Annotated in this window: 23 protein-coding genes; 13 read left to right on the plus strand and 10 right to left on the minus strand. The window is 70.7% G+C overall.

The features are described from left to right. Positions 1–2: 2 nt before the first annotated feature. Positions 3–1,586 carry an ABC transporter substrate-binding protein gene (locus ACQEVJ_RS26215; RefSeq protein ID WP_433105397.1) on the minus strand — a complete coding sequence of 528 codons (1,584 nt, stop codon included), beginning with the start codon at positions 1,584–1,586 and terminating at the stop codon, positions 3–5. 587 nt (positions 1,587–2,173) lie between these two features. Between ACQEVJ_RS26215 and ACQEVJ_RS26220 the strand changes: the two genes are divergently transcribed. Genes ACQEVJ_RS26220 through ACQEVJ_RS26230 form a run of 3 tightly spaced genes read left to right on the plus strand, consistent with a single transcriptional unit; the run spans position 2,174 to position 4,814 of the window. Further along, positions 2,174–3,007, plus strand: a complete 834-nt coding sequence (locus ACQEVJ_RS26220) for a lysostaphin resistance A-like protein (protein ID WP_433105399.1) — start codon at positions 2,174–2,176, stop codon at positions 3,005–3,007. After that, positions 3,004–4,158, plus strand: a complete 1,155-nt coding sequence (locus tag ACQEVJ_RS26225) for a sensor histidine kinase (RefSeq protein WP_433105401.1) — start codon at positions 3,004–3,006, stop codon at positions 4,156–4,158. Before ACQEVJ_RS26220 ends, ACQEVJ_RS26225 begins: the two co-directional genes overlap by 4 nt. After that, positions 4,155–4,814: a response regulator gene (locus ACQEVJ_RS26230; protein ID WP_433105403.1), complete on the plus strand. Its 660-nt coding sequence runs from the start codon at positions 4,155–4,157 to the stop codon at positions 4,812–4,814. The genes ACQEVJ_RS26225 and ACQEVJ_RS26230 overlap by 4 nt, the downstream gene beginning before the upstream one ends. Positions 4,815–4,899: 85 nt before the next feature. Here the strand turns inward: ACQEVJ_RS26230 and rpsR are convergent, their stop codons facing one another. Further along, positions 4,900–5,121: a 30S ribosomal protein S18 gene (gene rpsR / locus ACQEVJ_RS26235; protein WP_433105405.1), complete on the minus strand. Its 222-nt coding sequence runs from the start codon at positions 5,119–5,121 to the stop codon at positions 4,900–4,902. Continuing rightward, positions 5,118–6,257 carry a CobW family GTP-binding protein gene (locus ACQEVJ_RS26240; RefSeq protein ID WP_433105407.1) on the minus strand — a complete coding sequence of 380 codons (1,140 nt, stop codon included), beginning with the start codon at positions 6,255–6,257 and terminating at the stop codon, positions 5,118–5,120. The genes rpsR and ACQEVJ_RS26240 overlap by 4 nt, the downstream gene beginning before the upstream one ends. A gap of 75 nt (positions 6,258–6,332) precedes the next feature. On the opposite strand from ACQEVJ_RS26240, the gene rpmG reads away from it, so the two are divergent. From rpmG to rpmF, 5 genes are read left to right on the plus strand one after another with little or no spacing between them, the layout of a single operon-like run. Continuing rightward, on the plus strand, positions 6,333–6,497 hold the full coding sequence (rpmG, locus tag ACQEVJ_RS26245) for a 50S ribosomal protein L33 (protein ID WP_357037611.1): 165 nt from the start codon (positions 6,333–6,335) through the stop codon (positions 6,495–6,497). Continuing rightward, positions 6,494–6,739, plus strand: a complete 246-nt coding sequence (locus ACQEVJ_RS26250; RefSeq protein ID WP_433105409.1) for a type B 50S ribosomal protein L31 — start codon at positions 6,494–6,496, stop codon at positions 6,737–6,739. Before rpmG ends, ACQEVJ_RS26250 begins: the two co-directional genes overlap by 4 nt. Next, the gene (gene rpmB, locus ACQEVJ_RS26255; RefSeq protein ID WP_433105411.1) at positions 6,739–6,975 is read left to right on the plus strand and encodes a 50S ribosomal protein L28; all 237 of its coding nucleotides are present in this window, start codon (positions 6,739–6,741) and stop codon (positions 6,973–6,975) included. Before ACQEVJ_RS26250 ends, rpmB begins: the two co-directional genes overlap by 1 nt. Beyond that, positions 6,975–7,274 carry a 30S ribosomal protein S14 gene (gene rpsN, locus ACQEVJ_RS26260; protein WP_433105413.1) on the plus strand — a complete coding sequence of 100 codons (300 nt, stop codon included), beginning with the start codon at positions 6,975–6,977 and terminating at the stop codon, positions 7,272–7,274. Before rpmB ends, rpsN begins: the two co-directional genes overlap by 1 nt. Before the next feature lie 2 nt (positions 7,275–7,276). After that, the gene (rpmF, locus tag ACQEVJ_RS26265) at positions 7,277–7,447 is read left to right on the plus strand and encodes a 50S ribosomal protein L32 (protein ID WP_433105415.1); all 171 of its coding nucleotides are present in this window, start codon (positions 7,277–7,279) and stop codon (positions 7,445–7,447) included. Between the two features lie 155 nt (positions 7,448–7,602). On the opposite strand, the gene ACQEVJ_RS26270 is transcribed toward rpmF, so the two are convergent. The 4 genes from ACQEVJ_RS26270 to ACQEVJ_RS26285 all read right to left on the minus strand — a co-directional run bounded on the left by ACQEVJ_RS26270 (position 7,603) and on the right by ACQEVJ_RS26285 (position 15,639). Then, positions 7,603–9,735, minus strand: coding sequence for an acyl-CoA dehydrogenase family protein (locus ACQEVJ_RS26270; protein ID WP_433105417.1), 2,133 nt, complete (start codon positions 9,733–9,735; stop codon positions 7,603–7,605). A gap of 22 nt (positions 9,736–9,757) precedes the next feature. Then, positions 9,758–12,133 carry an acetyl-CoA acetyltransferase gene (locus ACQEVJ_RS26275; RefSeq protein ID WP_433105419.1) on the minus strand — a complete coding sequence of 792 codons (2,376 nt, stop codon included), beginning with the start codon at positions 12,131–12,133 and terminating at the stop codon, positions 9,758–9,760. Positions 12,134–12,178: 45 nt separating this feature from the next. Then, positions 12,179–14,299, minus strand: coding sequence for an acetate--CoA ligase family protein (locus ACQEVJ_RS26280; RefSeq protein ID WP_433105421.1), 2,121 nt, complete (start codon positions 14,297–14,299; stop codon positions 12,179–12,181). A 206-nt stretch (positions 14,300–14,505) separates the two neighbouring features. Beyond that, positions 14,506–15,639 (minus strand): nitronate monooxygenase, encoded by a 1,134-nt coding sequence (locus ACQEVJ_RS26285; protein WP_433105423.1) that lies wholly within the window; start codon positions 15,637–15,639, stop codon positions 14,506–14,508. Positions 15,640–15,782: 143 nt separating this feature from the next. Here ACQEVJ_RS26285 and ACQEVJ_RS26290 point away from each other — a divergent pair, with 143 nt between their 5' ends. Next, a complete protein-coding gene (locus tag ACQEVJ_RS26290) occupies positions 15,783–16,400 on the plus strand; it encodes a TetR/AcrR family transcriptional regulator (RefSeq protein WP_433105425.1) in 618 nt (205 codons plus the stop codon). 34 nt (positions 16,401–16,434) lie between these two features. Here the strand turns inward: ACQEVJ_RS26290 and ACQEVJ_RS26295 are convergent, their stop codons facing one another. Further along, the gene (locus tag ACQEVJ_RS26295; RefSeq protein WP_433105427.1) at positions 16,435–16,719 is read right to left on the minus strand and encodes a hypothetical protein; all 285 of its coding nucleotides are present in this window, start codon (positions 16,717–16,719) and stop codon (positions 16,435–16,437) included. Positions 16,720–17,453: 734 nt separating this feature from the next. On the opposite strand from ACQEVJ_RS26295, the gene ACQEVJ_RS26300 reads away from it, so the two are divergent. Genes ACQEVJ_RS26300 through ACQEVJ_RS26310 form a run of 3 tightly spaced genes read left to right on the plus strand, consistent with a single transcriptional unit; the run spans position 17,454 to position 19,683 of the window. Continuing rightward, positions 17,454–18,068 (plus strand): dihydrofolate reductase family protein, encoded by a 615-nt coding sequence (locus tag ACQEVJ_RS26300; protein WP_433105429.1) that lies wholly within the window; start codon positions 17,454–17,456, stop codon positions 18,066–18,068. 53 nt (positions 18,069–18,121) lie between these two features. Next, entirely contained in the window at positions 18,122–18,445 is a 324-nt protein-coding gene (locus ACQEVJ_RS26305; protein ID WP_363953113.1) for a YciI family protein, read from the plus strand. Further along, positions 18,442–19,683: an RNA polymerase sigma factor gene (locus tag ACQEVJ_RS26310; RefSeq protein ID WP_433105431.1), complete on the plus strand. Its 1,242-nt coding sequence runs from the start codon at positions 18,442–18,444 to the stop codon at positions 19,681–19,683. Before ACQEVJ_RS26305 ends, ACQEVJ_RS26310 begins: the two co-directional genes overlap by 4 nt. A gap of 38 nt (positions 19,684–19,721) precedes the next feature. On the opposite strand, the gene ACQEVJ_RS26315 is transcribed toward ACQEVJ_RS26310, so the two are convergent. Together ACQEVJ_RS26315 and ACQEVJ_RS26320 are read right to left on the minus strand one after the other, a co-directional pair. Then, the gene (locus tag ACQEVJ_RS26315) at positions 19,722–19,874 is read right to left on the minus strand and encodes a hypothetical protein (protein ID WP_433105433.1); all 153 of its coding nucleotides are present in this window, start codon (positions 19,872–19,874) and stop codon (positions 19,722–19,724) included. 647 nt (positions 19,875–20,521) lie between these two features. After that, the gene (locus ACQEVJ_RS26320; RefSeq protein ID WP_433105435.1) at positions 20,522–20,779 is read right to left on the minus strand and encodes a hypothetical protein; all 258 of its coding nucleotides are present in this window, start codon (positions 20,777–20,779) and stop codon (positions 20,522–20,524) included. A gap of 207 nt (positions 20,780–20,986) precedes the next feature. Here ACQEVJ_RS26320 and ACQEVJ_RS26325 point away from each other — a divergent pair, with 207 nt between their 5' ends. Next, positions 20,987–21,190, plus strand: a complete 204-nt coding sequence (locus ACQEVJ_RS26325; protein ID WP_433105437.1) for a hypothetical protein — start codon at positions 20,987–20,989, stop codon at positions 21,188–21,190. Positions 21,191–21,208 lie beyond the last annotated feature (18 nt).

Below are 21,208 nucleotides of genomic sequence, written 5' to 3' on the forward strand. Positions count from 1 at the left end.
GGCTACTTCGACGACACGCGCAGGCTGGTGGGCACGACGAGCGTGTTCGAGTTCAGGTCGAACTTGACGCCGTTGCCGTAGGTGGTCTCGGTCGACTCGTAGAACGGCTGCACCTCGAGGTCCTTGACCAGCGACTGCTGCGCGGCCTGCCAGCTGCCGCAGCTCTGCTCGCCGGCCTGGTCCTGAGCCTTGGCGGCGAGGTCGAAGAACTCCTTGTTGGTGTTGTACGTCCAGTTGCCGCCCTTCGGGGGGAAGTCCCCCGAGAGGATGCCCTGCCACGTGTTCGGCAGGGTCGTCGAGATGGGAGCCCACACCAGGTCCCAGTCGCCGCCCTGGAAGATGACGTCGGTGTACGACGGCGACGGCGTCGGGGTCGCCTTCACCCCGATCTCGGCGAGCTGCTGCTGCATGAGTTCGATACCCGAGACGGCCGACTTGTCGGAGTTCGCGGGGTAGAGCAGCACGAGCGACAGCGGCTTGCCGTCCTTCTCCCGGCTGCCGTCCGCGCCCTTCACCCAGCCGGCCTTGTCGAGCGCGGCCGCCGCGGCGTTCTTGTCGAACGCCGTGAGCGCCGGAGTGATGTCGGTCGTCTTGCAGACGTTGCTGTACGACGTCGTGAGGCTCTTCATCGGCGTGCCGCGACCGCCCGTGCTCACCTTGCCGACCGCGTCGCGGTCGATGGCGCCGGCGATGGCCTGGCGCACGGCGAGGTCGTGGGTCGCGCGCCCCTTGGCCTGGTTGAAGAACAACAGGCCCGGGCGAGCCGGCACGTCGATCTTGTTGAGGCCGAGCGAGTCGAGACGCTCACGGTCGTCACCGGCGACGAGCCCGAGGTTCACCTCGCCCGACTGGAGCATGTTGGCGATCGTCGACTCGCTCTCGACGACCTGGACGGTCACGGTGGCAGGCAGGCCGGCCGTCTTGGCGGTCACCCCACCGGCGCCCCATACGTACTCGGGGCGAAGCTGAAGCGTGTAGCTCTGGCCGGGCGACGACTTGGCGAGCTTGTACGGGCCGGTGCCGAGCCACTCGGTGTCGAGCTTGCCGGGGTCGGCCGAGCCCGCGTGGCAGACGACCGGCATGAGGCCGATCGTGGCGAGCAGGAAGCTCTGCGCCGTATCACTGTGGAACGTGACGGTGCGGCTCGCGTCATCGGCGTCGATCTTGAGACCGGTGGCCGGGAAGTAGACACCACGGAACGGGGACCCGGTCTCCTTGCGGCCGGCGTATTCGAAGCTCGCCTTGACGTCGCCCGCGGTCAGCGGGGAGCCGTCGGCGCAGACGATGCCGTTCTTGAGGGTGAAGCTCACCTCGGTGGTCGACTCCTGCCACTTCTCGGCGAGCAGCCCCTGGGGGTCGGCACCGGCGGTGAAGGACACGAGAGACTCGTAGCCGAACGCGGCGAGGCTCTGAGCCGCCACGGTCGCGTTCTTTATGGGGTTGAGCTGGCCCGGGTCGCCGGCGAGCGCGTAGGTGACGCTGTCGTCCGACGCCGCGTCGCCATCGCCGCCCGTCGAGCCGCAGCCGGTCAGCGCGAGCGCGGTCGCACCCACGGCACCGAGGAGGGTAACAATGCTTCGTTTCATGGTGGTCCTTCAACACAGACGCGTAGCCCGCGCCCGGCACTAAATGAATGTTATGAATTATGTAGATACCGATGTTTCGACGGTGTAACGATTCGTTACACGGCCTCGCGCAAGCGAAGCCGCCCCCATGACCGGCTCGCACTCGGCGGGCTGCTCTAAGCCGCGACCCTCTCCTCCGCGGCCGAGCTTCCGACGGCCTGGAGCCCTCGGCGTCGCACCGTTCCACCGGGGATGCCGAAGACGCCGAGCCTCATGGGCGATCGGCGCGTCGGCGAGCGGATCGTGATCGGCCTGTTCCTCCATCGGACCCCCTCCCCGCTGATGGCGGACCACTGTATTCGTTACAATCATTAATGGCAACCATGTGTGACCTGCGTGATCGCGGTGCGCTCGCCCCCGGACGAGCACGTCCTGAGGTTATGAGGTGGCCGATAGCGCTCTGGCGCCATGGAATCGCGGCGTAACTTGTCCCCCGTGCGAGCTACCCGCGAGTGTCCACCGTGCGGTGACGATTCCCGGCCCGTGAATCCCTAGCGTTCCTGCATAGCCGCGGCGCTCCGGCCGCGGGATCTCACAAGGGAGTCGTCATGCGACTGTTGAAGCAGCTGGTGCCCGTCGCGGCGGTCGCCTTCCTCGGCAATGTGGGCGTGGGTGCGGTACAGGGGAACGCGCTTCTCACCCTGATTCTCGGTGTCGCGACAGCCGTCCTCGCGGTGTTCGTGTACGCCCGGGTGGTGCGGTGGTCCGAGCGCCGCGCGCCGGTGGAGGTGGCAGGGAAAGGCGCCGTCGCCGCCGTCGGCCGGGGGCTGCTGATCGGCGTCGGCATGTTCGCGGCCGTCATCGTGAACATCGCCTTCCTGGGCTACTACCGGGTCGACGGCCTCGGCTCGGTGACGGGTGCGATCGGGCTGCTCGGCTTCATGGCCGCCGCCGCCGTGACGGAGGAGCTGATCTTTCGCGGCATCCTGTTCCGGATCGTCGAAGAACGGACCGGCACGTGGATCGCGCTGGCGCTGACCGGCCTGCTGTTCGGCCTGATGCACCTGGGTAACCAGAACGCCAGCCTGTGGGGCGCGGTCGCCATCGCGATCGAGGCGGGCAGCATGCTCGCCGCCGCCTACGCCGCCACCCGCACCCTGTGGGTGCCGATCGGCCTGCACTTCGGCTGGAACTTCGCCGAGGGCGGCGTCTTCAGCACGGAGGTCTCCGGCAACGGCGCGTCGGAAGGGCTGCTGCACGGCGTGACGTCGGGCCCGGCCCTGCTCACCGGCGGCGAGTTCGGGCCGGAGGCGAGCACGTACGCGGTCGTGTTCGGCGCGCTGCTGACGATCGCCTTCATGTGGCTGGCCCGCCGGCGCGGCAACCTGGTCCCCCGCCGGCGCGGCGCCCGGACCGGCGCGGCCGCTACGCTCTCCCAGTGATCGATTTCCGGCGGGTCCCGGACCTGTGGAGACGGTGCGACGTCACGGTCCGGGATCTTCCGCTCGCGCTGCTGCTGGCCGTCTCGTCGTTCCTGCCGGCGATGCACAACCACGGGACGCAGCTCGGCGACCTGCCGACCCGTCCCTTCGACGCGTGGGTCGTCCTGGTGGTCGCCCTCGAGTGCCTCTCGCTGGTCGTCCGGCGACGATGGCCGGCCGTCTGTCTCACCTTGGGGTCGCTCGGCTTCGCCCTCGACCAGCTCTACGCCTACCACACGGCGGCGGCCACCGCACTGCCCATCGCGATCATGAGCGCGGGCGCCCATCTGGAGCGTCACCGGCGCGTCACCGCGGTCCTCCTCTCCTTGGCGTACGTGCCGCTGGCGGTCGCGCTCGACCGGACCGGCTCGGTCGAGGGACCGGAGGGATTCGTGACGTTCTACCTGGTGCTGGTCCTCGCATGGGGCATCGGGGCCTGGCTGCGCTCCACCCGGGCCGCCGAGGCCGAGCGCCGCCGCCACATCGCCGAGGCCACCCGCGCCGCCGAACGCACCCGCATCGCCCGCGAACTCCACGACGTCGTGACCCACCACGTGACGGCGATGGTCGTGCAGGCCGAGGCGGCCCGCTACCTGACCGCCGCACCCGATCGCCTCGACGCTGCCCTGAGCGCCGTCACCGACACCGGCCGACGGGCAATCTCCGATCTGCGGCACCTGCTCGACCTGCTCAACCCCGATCACGACACCGACGTCAGGATGCCGTCCGTCGGCGAACTTCACACGCTGGTGGAGCAGACGCGCCAGGCCGGGCAGCCGGTGGAGTTCGCCGAGGAGGGCAGGCCGGCGGAACCGGCCGGCAGCGCCGAGTTCGTGGCCTATAGGGTCGTGCAGGAGTCCCTGACGAATGCCCTCAAATACGCCCACGGCAGCCGTACGGTGGTGCGCGTGCGCTATGGAGAAAGGGAGATCGCCGTGGAGGTCGGCACCGACGGTTCCGGCTCGCGGACCGGCTCTCTCGGTGGAAGCGGGCGAGGCCTCGCCGGGCTCCGCGAGCGGGTCGACGCCCTGGGCGGCGAGTTCAGCGCCGATCGGCGGGCGGGCGGCAGCTTCGTCGTGCGGGCACGCATCCCCGCGGGGAGCCCGTCGTGAGCGCGCCGCTCCGGGTCCTGGTCTGCGACGACCAGGCGCTGATCCGCACCGGGTTCGCGACGATCATCGATGCGCAGCCCGACCTCGAGGTGGCGGGCGAGTGCGGGGACGGCCGGGCCGCCGTCGACCTCGCCCGGCGGCTGAACCCGGACATCGTGGTGATGGACGTACGCATGCCGGTGCTCGACGGCATCGAGGCGACCCGGCTGCTGGCCGGCGCCGGGGTGGAGCATCCCGTCAAGGTGCTCGTGGTGACGACGTTCAACCTCGACGAGTACGTGTACGAGGCGCTGCGTGCGGGGGCGAGCGGGTTCCTGCTCAAGGACGCCCCACCGGCGCAGCTGCTGCACGGCATCCGCACCGTCGCGACGGGCGCCGCGCTGCTGGCACCCGAGGTGACGCGGCAGCTCGTCGGCAGGTACGCGGCGCGGATCCGTCCCGCCGAGGGCAGGCCGGACGATGTCGCGCTGACCCCGCGTGAACTGGAGGTGCTGCGCCTCATCGCCGACGGCCTGTCCAACAGCGAGATCGCCGCGACATTGGTGATCAGCCAGGAGACCGTCAAGACGTACGTGTCGCGCATCCTCACCAAGCTCGACCTGCGTGACCGCGTGCAGGCGGTGGTCTACGCCTACCGCAGGGGCCTGGTGACCTGAGACAGGCCGAGCGTGCACGGTCCCGGTTCTCCTGGCGGCGCCCGCCCCTGCGGTGTGGATCAGGCCCGCCGGCTCGGCATCATGGTCAGGGGCGAGACGAGTATGGGAGCAGGGCCATCTCCCGGGCGTTCTTGATGGCCCGGGCGAGCTGCCGCTGCTGTTGCACGGTCACGCCGGTCACGCGGCGGCTGCGGATCTTGCCCCGGTCGGAGATGAACCTGCGCAGCAGGTCGGTGTCCTTGTAGTCGATGTAGGCGACCCCGAGCAGCGGGTTGGTCTTCTTCCGGGGGATACGGCGGGGCTTCATGCGATCTCCTTCATGTCGATGAAGTCGGCGAACGGGTCGGAGTAGGCGGCCCACTCGGCGGAGCCGGGACGGGCGTCCCGTTCGGTGAGCAGGCAGGAGTCGAGCAGAGCGCAGATGCGCTCGCGGTCGAGGTCGGGCCCGGTGAAGACCAGGTGCTGGATGCGATCGCCGGTGATGCGGTTCCAGTCCAGGGCGGCGGCGGCGCGGCGTGCCGGAGAGACCAGGTCCCAGGCGGCCTCGGGCAGCGCGGCCAGCCAGGGTCCGACGTCCTCGACCGAGACGACGCCGGCCACGGCGTCCCAGGCCAGCATCCGTTCGTGCCGGTTGGCCAGCCAGAACCGGCCACGAGAGCGGACGGAGCCGGTCACCAGCTCGTCGACCGCGTCGAACAGGCGTCCCGGATGCAGCGGGCGCAGCCGGCGCCAGACCACGGTGGTGATCTCGCCGGTCTGCGCTTCGCCGGGCAACTGGGCGGTGGCCGGGTCCACTCGTTCGCCCAGCTCGTGGACGCACAGAGCGGGGCCGGTCACCTCGGGCAGCGACGTCGAGAAGACCGGGGTGTGCGGAGCCAGGTGGCCGAGCACCACGGCGGACAAGTCCATGTCCTCCTCCTCGTCACCGAGAAGGAAGAGCCCGGTGGCGTACTCCATCTGGCGGGCCAGCACCTCGGCGAGGTAGCGCCGGTCGCCCGCGGCGGCACGCTGCCCAGTCTCGGCCAGGCGCTCGCCGCGGCAGATGTCCACCGGCATCAGCTCGGCGTCGAGCGCGGTCAGCACGCTGGTCAGGGCCAGCAGGTCAGCCGCGTCCTCATGGCCCAGCGCCTCCGCCACGGGACGGGGCTCGACGGAATCCCACAGGTCGACGATCAGCAGGGACGCCGTCCTCGCGTGCCGTACGAGCTGTGGGAGCAGGTCCTCGCGGACGGTGCAGGTGACGCAGCCGTGGGCCAGGCGCACCTCGGTCCGGTCGAGGATGCCCGAGCCGTCGCGGATGACGCGCTCGACCCGGTCGGCGACGACGGCGGTCAGATCGTGGTGGATCGCGACGGCTCCAGGGTGGGCGCGAAGCAACCGGTCGACCAGGACCGCCCGGGCGTCGCCGTACAGGCCTGCCACGAGGACGACGGGCGTGGGCATGTGACCTCCCAAGGATGAAAATGAAAACCGTTGTCGTTATCATGGCACAGCCGCCAACCGAGAAGGACGAGAGGGATGGCCAGAAACGAGCTACGACCGGTGATCAAGCTGCGGTCCGCCGCAGGCACCGGCTACACGTACGTGACCACCAAGAACAGGCGCAACGACCCCGACCGCCTGAAGCTGCGCAAATACGACCCGATCATCCGCCGCCACGTCGAGTTCCGGGAGGAACGATGAAGAAGGGCATCCACCCCGACTACCAGCCGGTCGTCTTCCGCGACCCCGGCGCGGACTTCGCCTTCCTCACCCGATCCACGATCACCAGCGGCAAGACCGTCGTGTGGGAGGACGGCAACACCTACCCGGTGGTGGACGTCGACGTCTCCTCGGCCAGCCACCCCTTCTACACGGGCCGCAACCGGGTCCTGGACACCGCCGGCCGGGTCGAGCGGTTCAACCAGCGCTACGGGAGAAGCTGATGTCCGCGCACTGCCAGCTCACCGGCGTCAAGCCGGTCTTCGGCAACAACGTCTCCCACTCCCACCGCCGCACCCGGCGGCGGTGGAACCCCAACATCCAGCACCGCCGTTACTGGCTGCCGAGCGAGAACCGCCTCGTACGGCTCACGCTCAGCGCTCGCGCGATCAAGACCATCGACAAGATCGGCATCGAGAACGCCGTCGCGCGGATCCGCGCCAGGGGAGAGAAGGTGTGATGGCCAAGAAGAGCAAGATCGCGGCCAACGAGCGCAGGAAGGCGACCGTCGCCCGCCACGCCGAGCGCCGCGCGGAGCTGAAGGAAGCCATCCGCACCGGCACCCCGGAGCAACGGGCCGAGGCCGTACGCCTGCTGAGCCGCCAGCCGCGCGACGCCAGCGCCACCCGGGTGCGCAACCGCGACTCCGTCGACGGCCGTCCCCGCGGCCACCTGCGCACGTTCGGTCTGTCTCGCATCCGATTCCGTGAGATGGCGCACCGGGGCGAACTGCCCGGCGTCAGGAAGGCGAGCTGGTAGCCGTGGCCGTACCCAAGCGCAGGACCTCTCGCAGCAACACCCGGCACCGCCGCGCCCAGTGGAAGGCGCAGCGCCCCGACCTCATCCCGATCAGTCTGAACGGGCGGGAACTGCTGGTGCCTCGCCGCCTCGTCCGCGCCTACCAACGCGGCCTGATCGACCCGCCGGCGTGAGAATCGCCGCCGGGCTCGGCGTCACCCTCCCCGCACCCGCCGGCGAACCGAGGAACTGACCGCCGCCGTCATCCCTGGCGCCAAGGCGCCAGGGATGACGGCACCGGCTGACACGCGCGCTCCCGAGGCGGCAGCCCCGCTGATGCGGCAACTGCTCATCGGGGCATCCCCAGGGACCGCGCGACCAGGTTGCGCTGGATGTCGATGGTGCCGCCGCCGACGACCTGCATGATCGAGTACCGCAGGTTCCACTCGAACGCCCCGCGCCCGGGGACGTCCGGGACCTTCTCCCCCAGCGCCGCGGCCGGGCCGAAGACGCGCAGCGTGGCCTCGCCGAAGTCCTCGTGCAGCCGGCTGGCGATGATCTTCGCCATCGGTGCCTCCAGCCGTGCGCCTCCACCGGTCGATGTGGCCCGAATACTGGCGGCGACCAGCACCCGCGCGGCCTGCAGCCGGGCGGCGAGCTCCGTGATCAGGGCGCGCTTGGCCGAGCCGCGGCCACCCACTGTGGCCTGCGGGTCCTTGCGGACCTCGGCGAGCATGTCGTCGAGCAGCCGGAGGATGTCGGCGGCGACGTTGGCCATGAGGACCCGCTCCTGGGCGAGGGCGGTGGTGATGACCTTCCAGCCGCCGTTGACCTCACCCACCCGGTCGCTGTCGGGGATGCGGAAGTCGTCGAAGAACGTGGAGCACGAGGTCTCGCCCGACAGCGCCCGATGCCGCTGCAGCTCGAAGCCGGGGCGGTCGACGCGGGTGAGGAAGACGGTGATGCCGGCGTGCGGCGGTGTCGCCTCCGGGTCGGTGCGCGTGGCCAGCCACACCCACTCGGCGGTGTGCGCGCCGGTGCCCCACATCTTGCGGCCGTCGACCACCCACTCATCGCCGTCGCGCACCGCGCGGGTGCGCAGCGCGGCGAGGTCGGAGCCGACCTCCGGCTCGGAGTAGCCCAGGTAGAAGGGGAACGTCCCGCCGGCGATGAGCGGCAGCAGGCGCCGCTTCTGCTCCTCGGTGCCGTGCCGCAGGATCGCCGTGCCCAGCATGTCGATCGCCGCCTTGCCGTGCAACGGGAGCCGGGCGTAGGAGAACTCCTCCCCCAGGACCGCCTGCCGCTCCACCGAGGCATCGGACCCGCCCGCGCTGCGGGGCCACGCCATCGTCAGGTAGCCCCTCTCGCGTGCCGCCGCGATCAGGTCCTCGTCGGGCTGCTCGTCGATGTGCCGGACGGCGACGTCGCCGGCGAACCGGCCGATGAACTCCCGCACCTCGGCCCGGAAGGCCTCCGCGTCCTCGCCCAGCGCCAGCGCCGGCATCCGGGCGCCGGTCTCGATCAGCATGTCGGCCACCTCCCCGGCGGCCGGCGGGAAGGCGTCCACGCGGCTGACGTCGGCGTTGACCCGGCGGAACAACCAGGGCGCCTCGTGCTCCTCGAAGTAGCCCGACGCGGCCAGCGTGTGCTGGGCGCCGAACTGGGTCCGGATGGCGGCCGGTCCGGCGAAGGCAACCGCGAGCTCCGAGGCGAGCACGGCATCGGGACGTCCGGCCAGCCGCGCCGCCACCGCCTCCGTGATCAGCCGTAGCGACGCGGCGATGTCGGTGGCCCCGTCGGCGGCCCGGTGGGAGACGGCCTGGAAGCTGCCGATGGGCTTGCCGAACGCGACCCGGTCCTTCGCGTGCGCGATGCTCAGCTCCAGCGCCCGCTCCGCCGCGCCGACGGCCCGAGCGACCAACCCGAGCCGCAGCGTCGCCTTCGCCCGCTCGATCGCGTCGGCCCCCGGGGCCGTCTCCATGGTGACCTCGTCGGCGAGCGTCACGTCCGACCAGGCGGGTTCCGCGAGGCCCGGTGTCGGCGTCCGCGCCGCGATCGGCCGGAGCACCGCCCGGGCGCCTTCGGCCAGCAGCAGGACGTGCGTGGCCGCTGACGCCGCCTCCACGAATCGCACCGTCGGCAGGCTCGCGGTGGCCACCGCCACCACCGGCCGGATCTCGCCGGCGGCGATCCGCTCTGCCACCGACTCGTCATCGGCGAGCAGCTCCAGCGCGGCGTAGGCGTCGACGAGAGGCAGCGGACAGGCCACCCGGCCCAGCCGGCCGGTCGCGGCCATCAGGGCGTCGAGGGCGCCGTCGGCCGCGAGCCCCGCCCAGCCCTGGGCCGCGGCCACCGACCACAGCTCGCCAAGCGTCCGGTCGGCGTTCTCTCCGGCGGCGGTCGCCGACGGCCAAACGCGGCGGAGTTCGCCGTCCACCGACTCGGCGAACGCATCGAGTTCGTATCGCGTGAGTGCTGACATGATCAGGCCTCCTCCATCGTGGTCAGCGGTTCTTCCATTGAGGACGGCGCTTCTGGGCGAAGGCGGTGAGGCCCTCGATCATGTCCTCGCTGAGCATCAGGTCGTCGACGGCGTCGGTGGGGTGGGTGACCGCCTCGACGGTGTCGGTGATGCCTTGGGTCTCCTCCATGACCCGCAGGGAGATGCGTACCGAGGTCGGGGACGCCGCGAGGATCTCCTGGGCCAGCGCGCGGGCGCCGTCGAGCGCGGCGCCGGCGGGGACGACGCGGTTGACCAGGCCGTGCTGCAGCGCTTCCTCGGCGGTGAGCCGGCGGCCGGTGAGGATCATCTCGTTGGCCAGCTTCGGCGGCACCGCCCGGGGCAGCCGGACCAGACCTCCCGCGCCGGCGATGAGGCCGACCTTGACCTCGCTGAGGGCGAACTGCGCGGTCTCGTCGGCGACGACGAGGTGGCAGGTCAGGGCGATCTCGCAGCCGCCGCCCATGGCGAAGCCGTTGACCGCGGCGATGACCGGCTTGAGCAGCGAGCGGCGGCTGGTCAGTCCGCCGAACCCGTTCTCCGGCACCCACATCGGCTTGCCGCCGGCCGACCAGATCAGGTCGTTTCCGGCGGAGAAGGCCTTGTCGCCGGCGCCGGTCAGGATGGCGACCCACAGGTCGGGGTCGGCGAAGAAGGCGTCGAAGACCTCGTCGAGCTCGTCGTTGGCCGGCGGGGTCAGCGAGTTGCGCTGGTCGGGCCGGTTGATGGTGATCTCGAGGACGTGTCCGTCGCGGCGCACGAGGACGTTGTCGTACCGGTCGCGGAAGCCGGGCACCCGGGCCGGGTGCAGGTCGGCCATGCGCGCCTCGGTGGTGGTGACCCGGTTGCCGCGAGGCGTCCACTTCACGAAGACCCGCTGCCCGATTGGTTCTTCGGTGGACAGCAGGTCGAGGATGTCGTCGTCGCCCTTCGTGGTGGCGGCGAGGAAGCGGCGGCCGTCGGCCTCGAGCCGGCCGACGACGATGCCGGTGCGGTTGCCCTTGCGGTCGTGCTTGACGGTGTACGTCTCGATCGTGGCCCAGCCGTTGGCCTTGTTCGTCTGGGCGGGCGCCTGCCACGAGTCGATCTCCGTCTGCAGGGCCGCGCTGCGGTCGGGGCGCCACTCCACCGGGGTGGTCGAGTAGACGCCGACCGAGTATTTGCTGAGCATCCCGCCGTTGGCGCCGACGAAGCCGAAGGTGCCCGGGGCCGTGCGGGCCCGCTGGACGGTCTCGGCGACGGCGTGCATGGAGTAGTTGTTGCCGGCGCCGCCGAAGAACGGCAGCCCGCCGGTGAGGGTGAGCCCGCGCGGGTCGTCCGCGGCCAGGCCGAGGCCGTCGACGGCGGTGTTGAACACGGCGACCGGGAAGCAGCTGTAGAAGTCGAACGTCGCCATGTCGGAGGCGGTCACACCGGCGACGTCGAGGGCGTGCTCGGCCGCCATCACCGACGCGGGTCCACTGCCGAGGTCGGCGCGGTCGAGCAGGTCACGCTCGCGCAGGTCGGCGTGCCCGTGCAGGAACACCCACTTCTCCTCCGGCACGCCGAGCCGCCGGGCGGCCGCCACCGACATGAGCAGGACCGCGGCGCCCTGGTTGACCTGGTCGCGGGCGACGACGTAGCGGGTGTAGGGGTCGGCGATCGGCCGGTTGGCCTCCGTGGGGGTGACCAGTTCGGCCGCGTCCCGCTCGACCCGGGCGGCGGCGTGCGGATTCTTCGCGGCGACCCGGGTGAACGGCGCGAACAGCTCAGCCATCGCGCGGGCGTACTCCTCGCGGGACAGGCCGAGCCGGGCGCGGCGCGCGTTGTCGAACAGGGCGTACATCTCCGGCGCGCCGGTGAGCCCGTGCTCGGCCGCATACCGGGACACCAGGCCCTTGAGCCCGTAGCCGCGGTCCTCGAGGTCCCCGTCGACGTGCTCGGTGAAGTCGGGCTTGTCCTCCGCGCCGGCGAGGTGGCGGGCAGTGGAGATGGCCTCGGAGCCGAACAGGAGAACGACGTCGGCCTCGCCGGCGGCGATGATGGCGGCGAACTCGTTGACCAGGTGCTGCGGGGACTGCCCGCCGCCGACCTCCAGCACCGCCCGCCGCGGCGCCGCACCCACCCGTGCGGCCACCGACCGCGGGTAGTTGTCCGATTTGCCCAGCGGGGCCGGCGCCCCGGGGGTGGAGATCTCGAACTGCCGCACACCGGCGACGGTGTCGACGGCGTCGGAGATCGCGTTCACGTCCGCGCCGGTGTCGGCGAGGGCCTCCCTGGCCGCGTCGGCGGCCAGGTCGACCGGTGAGCGACGCCGATACCCCGGCTCGCCGATGCGCTCGGACGACTGCCCGACGCCGACGACGACCGGTGTCCGCGGATCGAGGTCCTCGTACTGCATGCCATGACTCCTGAGGGTGGGATTCGGGAAGGCCGGGCGTGCGGGTCAGGCGCTGCGCCAGGTGACGACGGCGTCGAGGGCCTCCACGACGGAGCCGTTGACGCGCAGTGGATTGATCTCAAGGGATTCCAGGTCGTCGCCCAGCGCCAGGGCGAGTTCGCCGACCCGGGCGACGACCGCGGCGACCGCGTCCAGATCGGCCGGCGCGCCGCCTCGGACACCGTCGAGGACGGCCGCCGCCCGCAGTCCGGTGAGCAGCCGCCGGGCCCGAGCGGCGGTGACGGGAAGCGGGGTGAGCGCGGAGTCCTTGAGCACCTCGACGAAGACGCCGCCGAGGGCCACCGCCAGCATCGGACCCCACTGCGGGTCGCGGACGACGCCGACGAGCAGTTCGACGCCGCCGGAGCGCATCGGAGAGACGAGGATCCCCTCCAACTCTGCTCCGTCGACGGTCGCGGCCGACGCGACGAGCGCCTCGTACGCCGTGCGGGCGTCCACGCCGGTGACGCCGAGCCGGACGCCGCCGATGTCGCTCTTGTGGAGGATCTGCGGTGAGCACACCTTGAGCGCGACCCGGCCGCCGAAGTCGGCTGCCGCTTTCGCCGCCTCGTCCGCCGACCGCGCCAGGACGGCGGGGACGACCGGGATTCCGGCGTCGGCGAGCAGCCGCCGGGCGGCGTCCTCGGACCAGGCACCCTTGCGGGCGGACGGCGCGGGCACCGGAAGCTGCTCCCCCGGGGATTGCCTCGCGTTCGACATCTCGCGGGTGGTCTCCGACCACCAGCCGACGTTCCTCAGGGCGACCACCGTCTGCCGCAGGCCGGGAATCGTGAACGGCACCCCACCGGCCCGCATCGAGTCGCGCGTGACGTCGGTGACCGGTTGCAGGACCTGATTGACGTACACGCACGGCGTGGCGGCCCGCCGCATCCCCTCACCGATGGCGTTCACGTAGCCCTGGCCCATGTAGGGCACTTCGTCCGGCCGCCATGGCAGCCCGTTGACGACCGCGACGACGCCGACCGAAGGGTCTTGCGACATCGCAGCGATCGCCCGCGTGAACATCGTCGGGTCGATGACCGCGGCACCGGTGACGTCGAGCGGGTTCTGCACCGTTCCGTATTCGGGCATGATCTCGGCGAGCGCCTGCTCAGTGTGCGGGGCGAGGGCCGGCAGAGGCGCCCCGAGGTCCTCCGCGCGGTCGGCGACGATGTCGCAGGCGCCGCCGGAGATCGACACGACACCGATCCCCGGGCGTTCGAGACGGCCCAGCGCCGCCGCGGCGCCGGCGGTGATGAGCATGTCCTCGATCGAGTCGACCCGGATGATCCCGAGGTCCTTGAACACGGCGTCGATCGTCGCGTCGTCGCCGACGAGGGCGCCGGTGTGCGCGGCCGCGGTCCGGGCGGACAACTCGCTGCTGCCCGCCTTGAGGACGACGATGGCCTTGCCGGCCTCCGCTGCCCGGCGGGCGGCGTGCCGGAACGTCTCGGGGTCACGGATGGTCTCCATGAACACGGCGACGGCTTTCGTGTGCTCGTCGTCGACCAGGTAGTCCAGGACGTGCCCCGCCGAGATCATGGCTTCGTTGCCGAGGGTGACCATGTACGACATCCCCACGCCGACCATCGACGCGAAGTCGAGCATCGCGCTGGAGCTGGCGCCGCTCTGGGACAGCAGCGCGACCGTGCCGTGCTCCTGGGGCAGCTTGGGGATCGCGGTCACCGGGATCCGGTCGACGAAGTTGGCGAACCCGAGCATGTTGGGCCCCAGCAGCACCATGTCCAGCGACCGGGCGTGCGCGACGAGTTCCGCCTGGGCCACGCGGCCGGCCTCCCCCGCCTCGCCGTAACCCGACGACAGGACGACGGCGTTGCGAATACCGGCGGCCGCCGCGTCCGAGAGCGCCTCCAGAGTGCCCGCCTGCGGCACCATCATGAACGCGACGTCGACCGGCGAACCGATCTCCTGGCAGGAGGTCACCGTGGGCCGGCCGTGGGTCTCGGCACCGCGCCGGTTCACCAGGTGAACATGCTCGCCGAAGCCGAACTGGAGCAGGTTGTGGTAGACGATGGCCGAGAACTGCGACTTGTTGGCTGCGCCGACGAGGGCGACGCTGCGCGGCCGGAACAATGAGGACAGCCGCTGCGGGGTGATGGTCGTCATCGGGATCCTTCAGGTGTGTGGACCACCCTCCGTCCGGGCGAAGCGACGGATCGGAGGTCTCCCGGGGCCAATCGGGAGCGGAACAAGCGGTGGGCGGCATGCACGGTCGCGAGTTGCCGAACGGCAGCCGTAAAAGACCTGCGACGCGTACTGACGGGCGTCGAGAAATCGGCCTGGCAGCCGGAGTGACCTCGGGCACCCGCAGCTTATGCGGCCGAAGACGGCAGCAGGGCCCCAAGGTCGGTGATGCGCTGTTCGCAATCGGCGACGAGGTCACGGACGATCTCCGCGGCCGGGCGCACCTCGCGGAACGAGCCGACGACCTGGCCGACGAAGAACGACTCCAGCTTCAGGGCGCCTTCGTGACCGGCCTCGGCCGCGGCGTCGATGCGTTGCCAGGCCTCGTTCACCAGCAACGGCTGCAGCGGCATGGGCAGCGGCATGGGACTCCCGGCGGCCTCCCATTCGTCGTGCCAGGCGGTGCGCAGCTGCCGGGCCGGCTTCCCGGTGCGCGTGGGTGAGCGCAGGGTGTCGGAGCTGGAGGCGGCGAGGAACTTGTTCTTGATGGCCTGGTTGGCGACGTCCTCCTCACTGGACAGCCACACCGAACCGGTCCACACCCCGGCGGCGCCCAGCGCCAAGGCGGCGGCCATCTGCCGCCCTGAGGCGATGCCACCGGCGGCGAGGACGGGCCGGTCACCGGCCATGTCGACGATCTCCGGGGTGAGGACCATGGTGGCGATGGTGCCCGTGTGCCCGCCCGCCTCGGTGCCCTGCGCGATCAGCACGTCGACTCCGGCGTCGATCTGACGACGGGCGTGCTTGGGCTGGCCGACCAGGGCGGCGACCACGACACCGGCGGCCTTGCCCCGCGCAACGAGGTCCGGCGGCGGAGTGCCGAGGGCGTTGGCGATCAGCGAGATGCGATGCTGGAACGCCACGTCGAGGAGCGCGGCGGCGCCGCCCGGGTTGAGGCTGGCGGCGATCTCGTCGAAGCTGCCGGTCCCCTCGGGTGCGGGCGGGATGTCGTACCGCTCGAGAAGGTCCTGGACGAAGGCGAAGTGCTCGGCCGGGATCTGCGCGCGCAGACTGGCGATGAGATTGTCCGGGTCGCCGGCGGCGAACTTCTCCGGTACGAGCAGGTCGACGCCGTACGGCTTGCCCTGGACCTGCTCCTCGATCCAGGTCAGCTGGGCATCGAGCTCCTCGGGCTTGTACGCCGAGGCGGCGAGCACGCCGAAGCCGCCGGCGTTGGTGACGGCGGCGACGACACCGGGTGAGCGATTGAAGCCGACGACGGGATGCTCGACGCCCAGCAGGTCGGTCAGGGCCGTACGCATGATCTTTTCCTCCAGCTTCGCGGAACCGGCTTCGCGCCGCTCGAACAAATACTGAACGCTCGGCGTTCAATTTTTCGCCACTGTATCCTGACGGAAACCGTTCAGCAATAGGCCGCTGAAGATCAAAAGGTAAGGTGAGCTCGGTGAGCGCGACGCCATCGTCACCGGGGCGCCCCCGCGACCCCGACGTCGACCGCCGGATCGCCCAGGCGGCCCTGGACGTGTTCGGCGAGGCCGGCTGGGCCGGCTTCGCGATGGAGACGGTCGCCCGGCGCGCCGGCGTCGGCAAGGCCTCGCTCTACCTGCGCTGGAACAGCAAGGAAGCGCTGCTGACCGATGCGCTGACGATGGGCCTGCTCCGGGTCAATGACGTCGACACCGGTACGCTGCACGGCGATCTGGTCGAGCTGGCGACGCAGATGCTCGACCTCTACGCCGGCGAGAGCAGCCGGGCGGCGCTCCGGATCGCCCTGGAGGCCCCGGCGATCCCAGGCGTCGCCGAACATTTCGAGACGATGAGGCGGGACCAGATCCTGGCCGCACGCGCCGTCGTCCGCCGCGGCATCGCCCGGAACGAGATACCCGCCACCGCCTCGGTCACCTTGCTGCTCGACACTCTGACGGGCGGAGCGATGATGCACGCGCTGAGCACACCGCCGGGCGCGCAGGCGACGCTGGCCCGCGACACGGCCGGCCACGCGCGACGGCTCGTCGATTTCCTGCTCAACGCGGTCACCGCCCCGACGACGGACCACGAATGATCACCGGTCGCAGCCGGTCGGCGAGGTGCGGTAATCACGCCCATGCCCCGGCGGGGACGCGGCAAAGCAGCCCTGGTGTGGAAAACCAGGTTTCATCTATGAATCTCTCGGTCCTGAAAGCCATTTCCGCGAGAAACAGGTTCATCTCTTGGGCGATGTCGGACGAGCCGACGAGATGGGCTCCTGCACCCATCGCCTCATCCCAGAAGTCTGGGGTTATGTCCCACCATCCGCCATCGGCGACGTAGTGTGGTTCGCTGCCTTCACCGATTTCCTGGTTGCACCACAGACAGAACCCTCGGCCGCCGGGCTCGGGCACTGATGAGAGGGCCGACAGGGTGCACCATCCGGATAGCTGGAAGACGCCGCCATCTTCCGATGGGTGGACAAGATCCAGACCTGGGAGCTGTACACCGATCAGGGCCTTGAGCCGTACCTGCCCTACTAACTACCAGGGGGCCACCCAGCTCGGCTGGGCGTCCCTGAGCTTCGCCCACCTCAAGGGCCTGACCCGGTATCCGGGGCTCTACCAGCCGAACTCGGTGCTGCCCGCGTCCCTCCGCTCCCGCTTGGTTACCGCCGTAAGCACCACCGGTGGAGGGCACCTTTCCTGCCACGCCGCCCACCGCTGGACCGGCTACTGCGAGCAGGCCGGTGTCGAGATCGGCATCCACCGACTCCGCCACACCCACGCCGCCGAACTCATCAACAACGGCGTCTCCATCGAAGCCGATGCCGTGCTCGGACTGACGCCCGCATCCAGCGCTTCGGCGGCTACGCCACCGACGAGGTTGCCCTCGCGCCCGAGCCGTTCGACGCCCGCCACCACTGATCAGGATCTTCGCGTTCGACCTGGTCCAAGAGCTTGTCCGCGCTGGGCGCGCTTGAGGAGGCGGAGCGCAGTCGCCGCGAAACTGCCGTGATCGCTGACGACCGGCGTCCCGGAAATTTCTTCAAAGAAGTCCGGGAGGGGGTGTCGGATCGGGGTGGTGGTGTTCGTAGCAGGGGTGAGGCCGTCCACAAGGGGCGGCGCCAAGGTGAAGGAACGCGATCATGAAGCTGACGACCATGACTCAGGTCACCATCGATGGAGTGATGCAGGGAAACGGCGCCGCGTCGGATGACCGCAGTAACGGATTCGAGCGCGGCGGATGGGCCCGAGGGAAGGGCGACGACGAGACCAGGACGTTCATCACGCAGACCTACCAGCGCGCAGAGGCGTTCCTGTTCGGCCGGCGCACCTACGAGCTGTTCGCCGGCTCCTGGGGATCGATCGACCAGATGCGCGCACATCCCATCGGCGTGGCCTTGAACGAGGCCCCCAAGTATGTTGCTTCGACCACGCTCACCGCGCCGCGTTGGGAGGACACGACCGTTCTCCACCGCGGCGACCTCGCGGCGGCCATCAGTGAGCTGAAGGCCAAGCCCGGGGGTGAGCTGCAGGTGCACGGCAGTGGCGCCCTGACCCGGTGGCTGCTGGAGAACGATCTGGTCGACGAGATGACTCTGATCGTGATCCCGGTGATCCTCGGCCAGGGCGCGAGACTGTTCCCGGAGACCGGCCCGGATCTTGCGCTCGACCTGGTCGAGTCGCGGGTCGACTCGAAGGGCGTGACGATCCAGGTCTGCCGGCCGGCCGGGCGCCCTCAGTATGCGCCGACGGCTTGAAGTCCCTGACCACCGAATCACGCTGTCTTGACACCACAGGAGATGATCTTCAGATGCAGTACCTGGTTTCCGTGATCGATGACAAGAGCAATCCCGGCAGCACGGACAGGCGTCCGGCCATCAGCGCGTTCAACGAACGACTGATCGCCGAGGGCTACTGGGTTTTCGCGGGCGGACTCGCCTCGCCCGACACGGCCACCGTCATCGACAACCGGGGCGAGCAGGCGGTGTTCAGCGACGGGCCTTTCGTGGAGTCGAAGGAGTACCTCGCCGGCGTCTGGGTGTGGGAGGCCCCCGATCTGGATGTGGCGCTCAAGCTCGCCGCCGAGGCGTCGAAGGTCTGCGATCGGAAGGTCGAGGTGCGGCCGTTCCAGTGAACGACGTCGACGTCCGCGAGGCGATCACCCGGGCCCACCACGAGGAGTGGGTCCGGGTGGTCGCCGCCCTGACCAGGCGTTTCGGTGACCTCGACATCGCCGAGGAGGCGGCCGCCGAGGCGTTCGCGACCGCCGTCGAGCGGTGGCAGGCGGACGGCGCACCGCCCAACCCCGGCGCCTGGCTGACCACCACCGCCAACCGCAAGGCCATCGACCGGATCCGGCGCGAGAACAAGCGCGACGACAAGCACAAGGAGGCGCAGATGGTGTACGACGACGACCCGCCCGAGCCTCCCGGCGCCATCGACGACGACCGGCTCCGGCTGATCTTCACCTGCTGTCACCCGGCGCTGGCGATGGAGACCCGCGTGGCGCTGACGCTGCGCATGGTCGGCGGTCTGACCGTGCCCGAGATCGCCCGCGCCTTCCTGGCGGCCGAGAGTGCCATGGGGCAGCGGATCACCCGCGCGAAGGCCAAGATCAAGGCGGCTCGCATCCCCTATCGCGTGCCGGCCGCCGAGGATCTCCCGGCTCGTGTCTCCGGCGTCCTGGCCGTCCTGTTCCTCGTCTTCAACGAGGGATACCTCGCGACCGGACCCAACACCGATCCCGTACGTCACGACCTGACCGCCGAGGCGATCCGGCTCACCCGCCTGATCCGCGCGCTCCTGCCGCAGGACGGTGAGGTGGCCGGGCTGTTGGCGCTGATGCTCTTGACCGAGGCCCGCCGCACCGCCCGGGTCTCGGCGAACGGCGAACTGGTCGCGCTCGACGAGCAGGACCGTGGGGCCTGGGACGCGGCGCTGATCGCCGAGGGTCACCGGCTGGTGCGCGAGCGCCTGGCCGCTGCCGCCGCCGGGGTGGCTCCGGGTCGCTACCAGATCCTCGCCGCGATCAACGCGGTGCACACCTCCGCCCGCGACATCCGCGACACCGACTGGTCGCAGGTCCTCGCCCTCTACGACCAGCTCGTCCGCCTCGACCCCTCGCCGATCATCGCCCTCAACCGGGCCATCGCCGTGGCCGAGCTCGACGGGCCGGAGGTGGCACTGGCCATCGTTGACCGCCTCGCCGAGGCGTTGGCCGGCTATCACGCCTACCACGCCACCCGCGCCGACCTGCTGCGCCGGCTGGGCCAAAGTCAGCAGTCACGCACGGCCTACGACCGGGCCATCGAGCTGGCCGGCAACACCGGCGAGACCGCCTACCTCACCCGCCGCCGCGACCAACTGCAGTAGCGCCCGCGCTTGAAGAGCGCGCTTGATACCGTACGCGATCAGTCGTCGTCGGCCTCGTTACGGTCGGCGGCGTGCTGCGCCCGGTCGTCGAAGCCGCTCTGTGCGGTCGCTGAGTCCGGGTCGCGTTCGGCGGCCGCCGAGATCCGGTCAGCGGCCTCGTGATCCATCGGAGTCGAGTCGCCTCGTCCCATGAGGTGCCTCCAGGGCAAAAGGAAACGGTCGGTTTGCCCCGTGGATGGAGACGGGAGATGCCCGCCACGACCCCGGCTCATCGCGAACGGCTACACCATCCTGCGCCGTACCAGCCGCCGCCTGGCTTGACATCGACGGTCCCGCCTCTGTGGACGGCGCGGCAGCCCTCCCTCGAAAGCACCGGGACGAGATCACCGGGCAACCGCGGACCCCGCTCCCGACTGACGCCCAGGAGCAGGCCATGTAGTAGGCCTCCAGGCTACGAACCTGCCGCCGGGCCAGCCGACCCTCACCAGCACCCCAAGTTCCACCCCCAGATCAGCGCTGAGCAGGCCGGGGATGTGTTCCAGGCCGGTGCATCGGCGTAGCCGATCGGCTCTTCGTCCGGTGAGGACGAGGAGTCCGGTGGCGGCGTCCAGGGCCTGGACGGAGGAGGCGCCGTCGTCGGTGGATGCCGGCGAGGAATCGGAGCAGACCCGAGGTGGCCGCGGGGACGGCGAGTTCCCAGGTCAGGTTCACGGGGTTGTCGTCGGGGTCGCGTCGCCGCTCTCAGGGTTTGCGGTGTCGGCGCAGGTGAAGGCGTCGGCGAGGGCTTGGGTGGCGGCCGACAGCCGTTCGGATCGCCAGTAGGCCAGGGCAAGCATTATCAGCGCGCTGCGCTGGCGGCCAGGTCGATCTCTCCCTGGTGGTCGGTGGTCGCGTGCTCGGCCGGGAGCACCCCGCCGTGCTCGGCGGCGAGCGAGGCCTCGGCGGCGATCGCCTGCTGCTCGGCCGCGGCCACCAGAGCCCGCGCGAGGTGCAGCTGCTCGGCAGGTGCCTTCGGCGGTCGCGGGCACGGTGTGGCCGAGCAGGGCCAAGGCCTTTGCGAGGCGCTGGCGTCGGCCAGCGGGGGCGGAGCAGTCACGATCATGTTTTCTTCGGGGCAGTCGGGTCCGTCAGCTTTCGTCTTCGTCGTCGTGTGCGTCGGGGTCGCGGCCTTGGCTCCCGGCCCTGGTCGTCACGCGCCCGGCTCTCGGCCCGCACGCGGTGGACCTACTGGAGCGCTTCCTGGAGATCCTCGCCGACCATCCGGCGCCCGTCGCGCGCAGAGACTTTCGGCCTCCTCAACGCGATGACCGCGATGTTCGTCCAGAACGAACTGGCCGCTACCGCCTCCTCTGCGGCACGCCGGACCGCCTACCTGCGCCACGTGGCGGCCGCCGGCACCCACCCCCGCGTCACGGCCGCCCTCAGGGCCTCTCCACCGCCGGATGCGGTCGGCGCGGATCCGTTCGACGGCGCGATCGGCCGTGTCCTGAACGGCCTCCTGGGCTGAAACGCGGCGCCGAGTGAA

Origin of the sequence: Microbispora sp. CA-102843 (assembly GCF_050936215.1) — a bacterium.
Lineage (GTDB): Bacteria > Actinomycetota > Actinomycetes > Streptosporangiales > Streptosporangiaceae > Microbispora.

What these genes read in the sequence shown, in the direction of transcription:
- ACQEVJ_RS26215 (WP_433105397.1), bottom strand. Translation starts at nt 1,586, where the DNA reads ATGAAACGAAGCATTGTTACCCTCCTCGGTGCCGTGGGTGCGACCGCG.
- ACQEVJ_RS26220 (WP_433105399.1), top strand. Translation starts at nt 2,174, where the DNA reads ATGCGACTGTTGAAGCAGCTGGTGCCCGTCGCGGCGGTCGCCTTCCTC.
- rpsR (WP_433105405.1), bottom strand. Translation starts at nt 5,121, where the DNA reads ATGAAGCCCCGCCGTATCCCCCGGAAGAAGACCAACCCGCTGCTCGGG.
- ACQEVJ_RS26240 (WP_433105407.1), bottom strand. Translation starts at nt 6,257, where the DNA reads ATGCCCACGCCCGTCGTCCTCGTGGCAGGCCTGTACGGCGACGCCCGG.
- rpmG (WP_357037611.1), top strand. Translation starts at nt 6,333, where the DNA reads ATGGCCAGAAACGAGCTACGACCGGTGATCAAGCTGCGGTCCGCCGCA.
- ACQEVJ_RS26250 (WP_433105409.1), top strand. Translation starts at nt 6,494, where the DNA reads ATGAAGAAGGGCATCCACCCCGACTACCAGCCGGTCGTCTTCCGCGAC.
- rpmB (WP_433105411.1), top strand. Translation starts at nt 6,739, where the DNA reads ATGTCCGCGCACTGCCAGCTCACCGGCGTCAAGCCGGTCTTCGGCAAC.
- rpsN (WP_433105413.1), top strand. Translation starts at nt 6,975, where the DNA reads ATGGCCAAGAAGAGCAAGATCGCGGCCAACGAGCGCAGGAAGGCGACC.
- ACQEVJ_RS26270 (WP_433105417.1), bottom strand. Translation starts at nt 9,735, where the DNA reads ATGTCAGCACTCACGCGATACGAACTCGATGCGTTCGCCGAGTCGGTG.
- ACQEVJ_RS26275 (WP_433105419.1), bottom strand. Translation starts at nt 12,133, where the DNA reads ATGCAGTACGAGGACCTCGATCCGCGGACACCGGTCGTCGTCGGCGTC.
- ACQEVJ_RS26280 (WP_433105421.1), bottom strand. Translation starts at nt 14,299, where the DNA reads ATGACGACCATCACCCCGCAGCGGCTGTCCTCATTGTTCCGGCCGCGC.
- ACQEVJ_RS26285 (WP_433105423.1), bottom strand. Translation starts at nt 15,639, where the DNA reads ATGCGTACGGCCCTGACCGACCTGCTGGGCGTCGAGCATCCCGTCGTC.
- ACQEVJ_RS26300 (WP_433105429.1), top strand. Translation starts at nt 17,454, where the DNA reads ATGAAGCTGACGACCATGACTCAGGTCACCATCGATGGAGTGATGCAG.
- ACQEVJ_RS26305 (WP_363953113.1), top strand. Translation starts at nt 18,122, where the DNA reads ATGCAGTACCTGGTTTCCGTGATCGATGACAAGAGCAATCCCGGCAGC.
- ACQEVJ_RS26315 (WP_433105433.1), bottom strand. Translation starts at nt 19,874, where the DNA reads ATGGGACGAGGCGACTCGACTCCGATGGATCACGAGGCCGCTGACCGG.
- ACQEVJ_RS26325 (WP_433105437.1), top strand. Translation starts at nt 20,987, where the DNA reads ATGACCGCGATGTTCGTCCAGAACGAACTGGCCGCTACCGCCTCCTCT.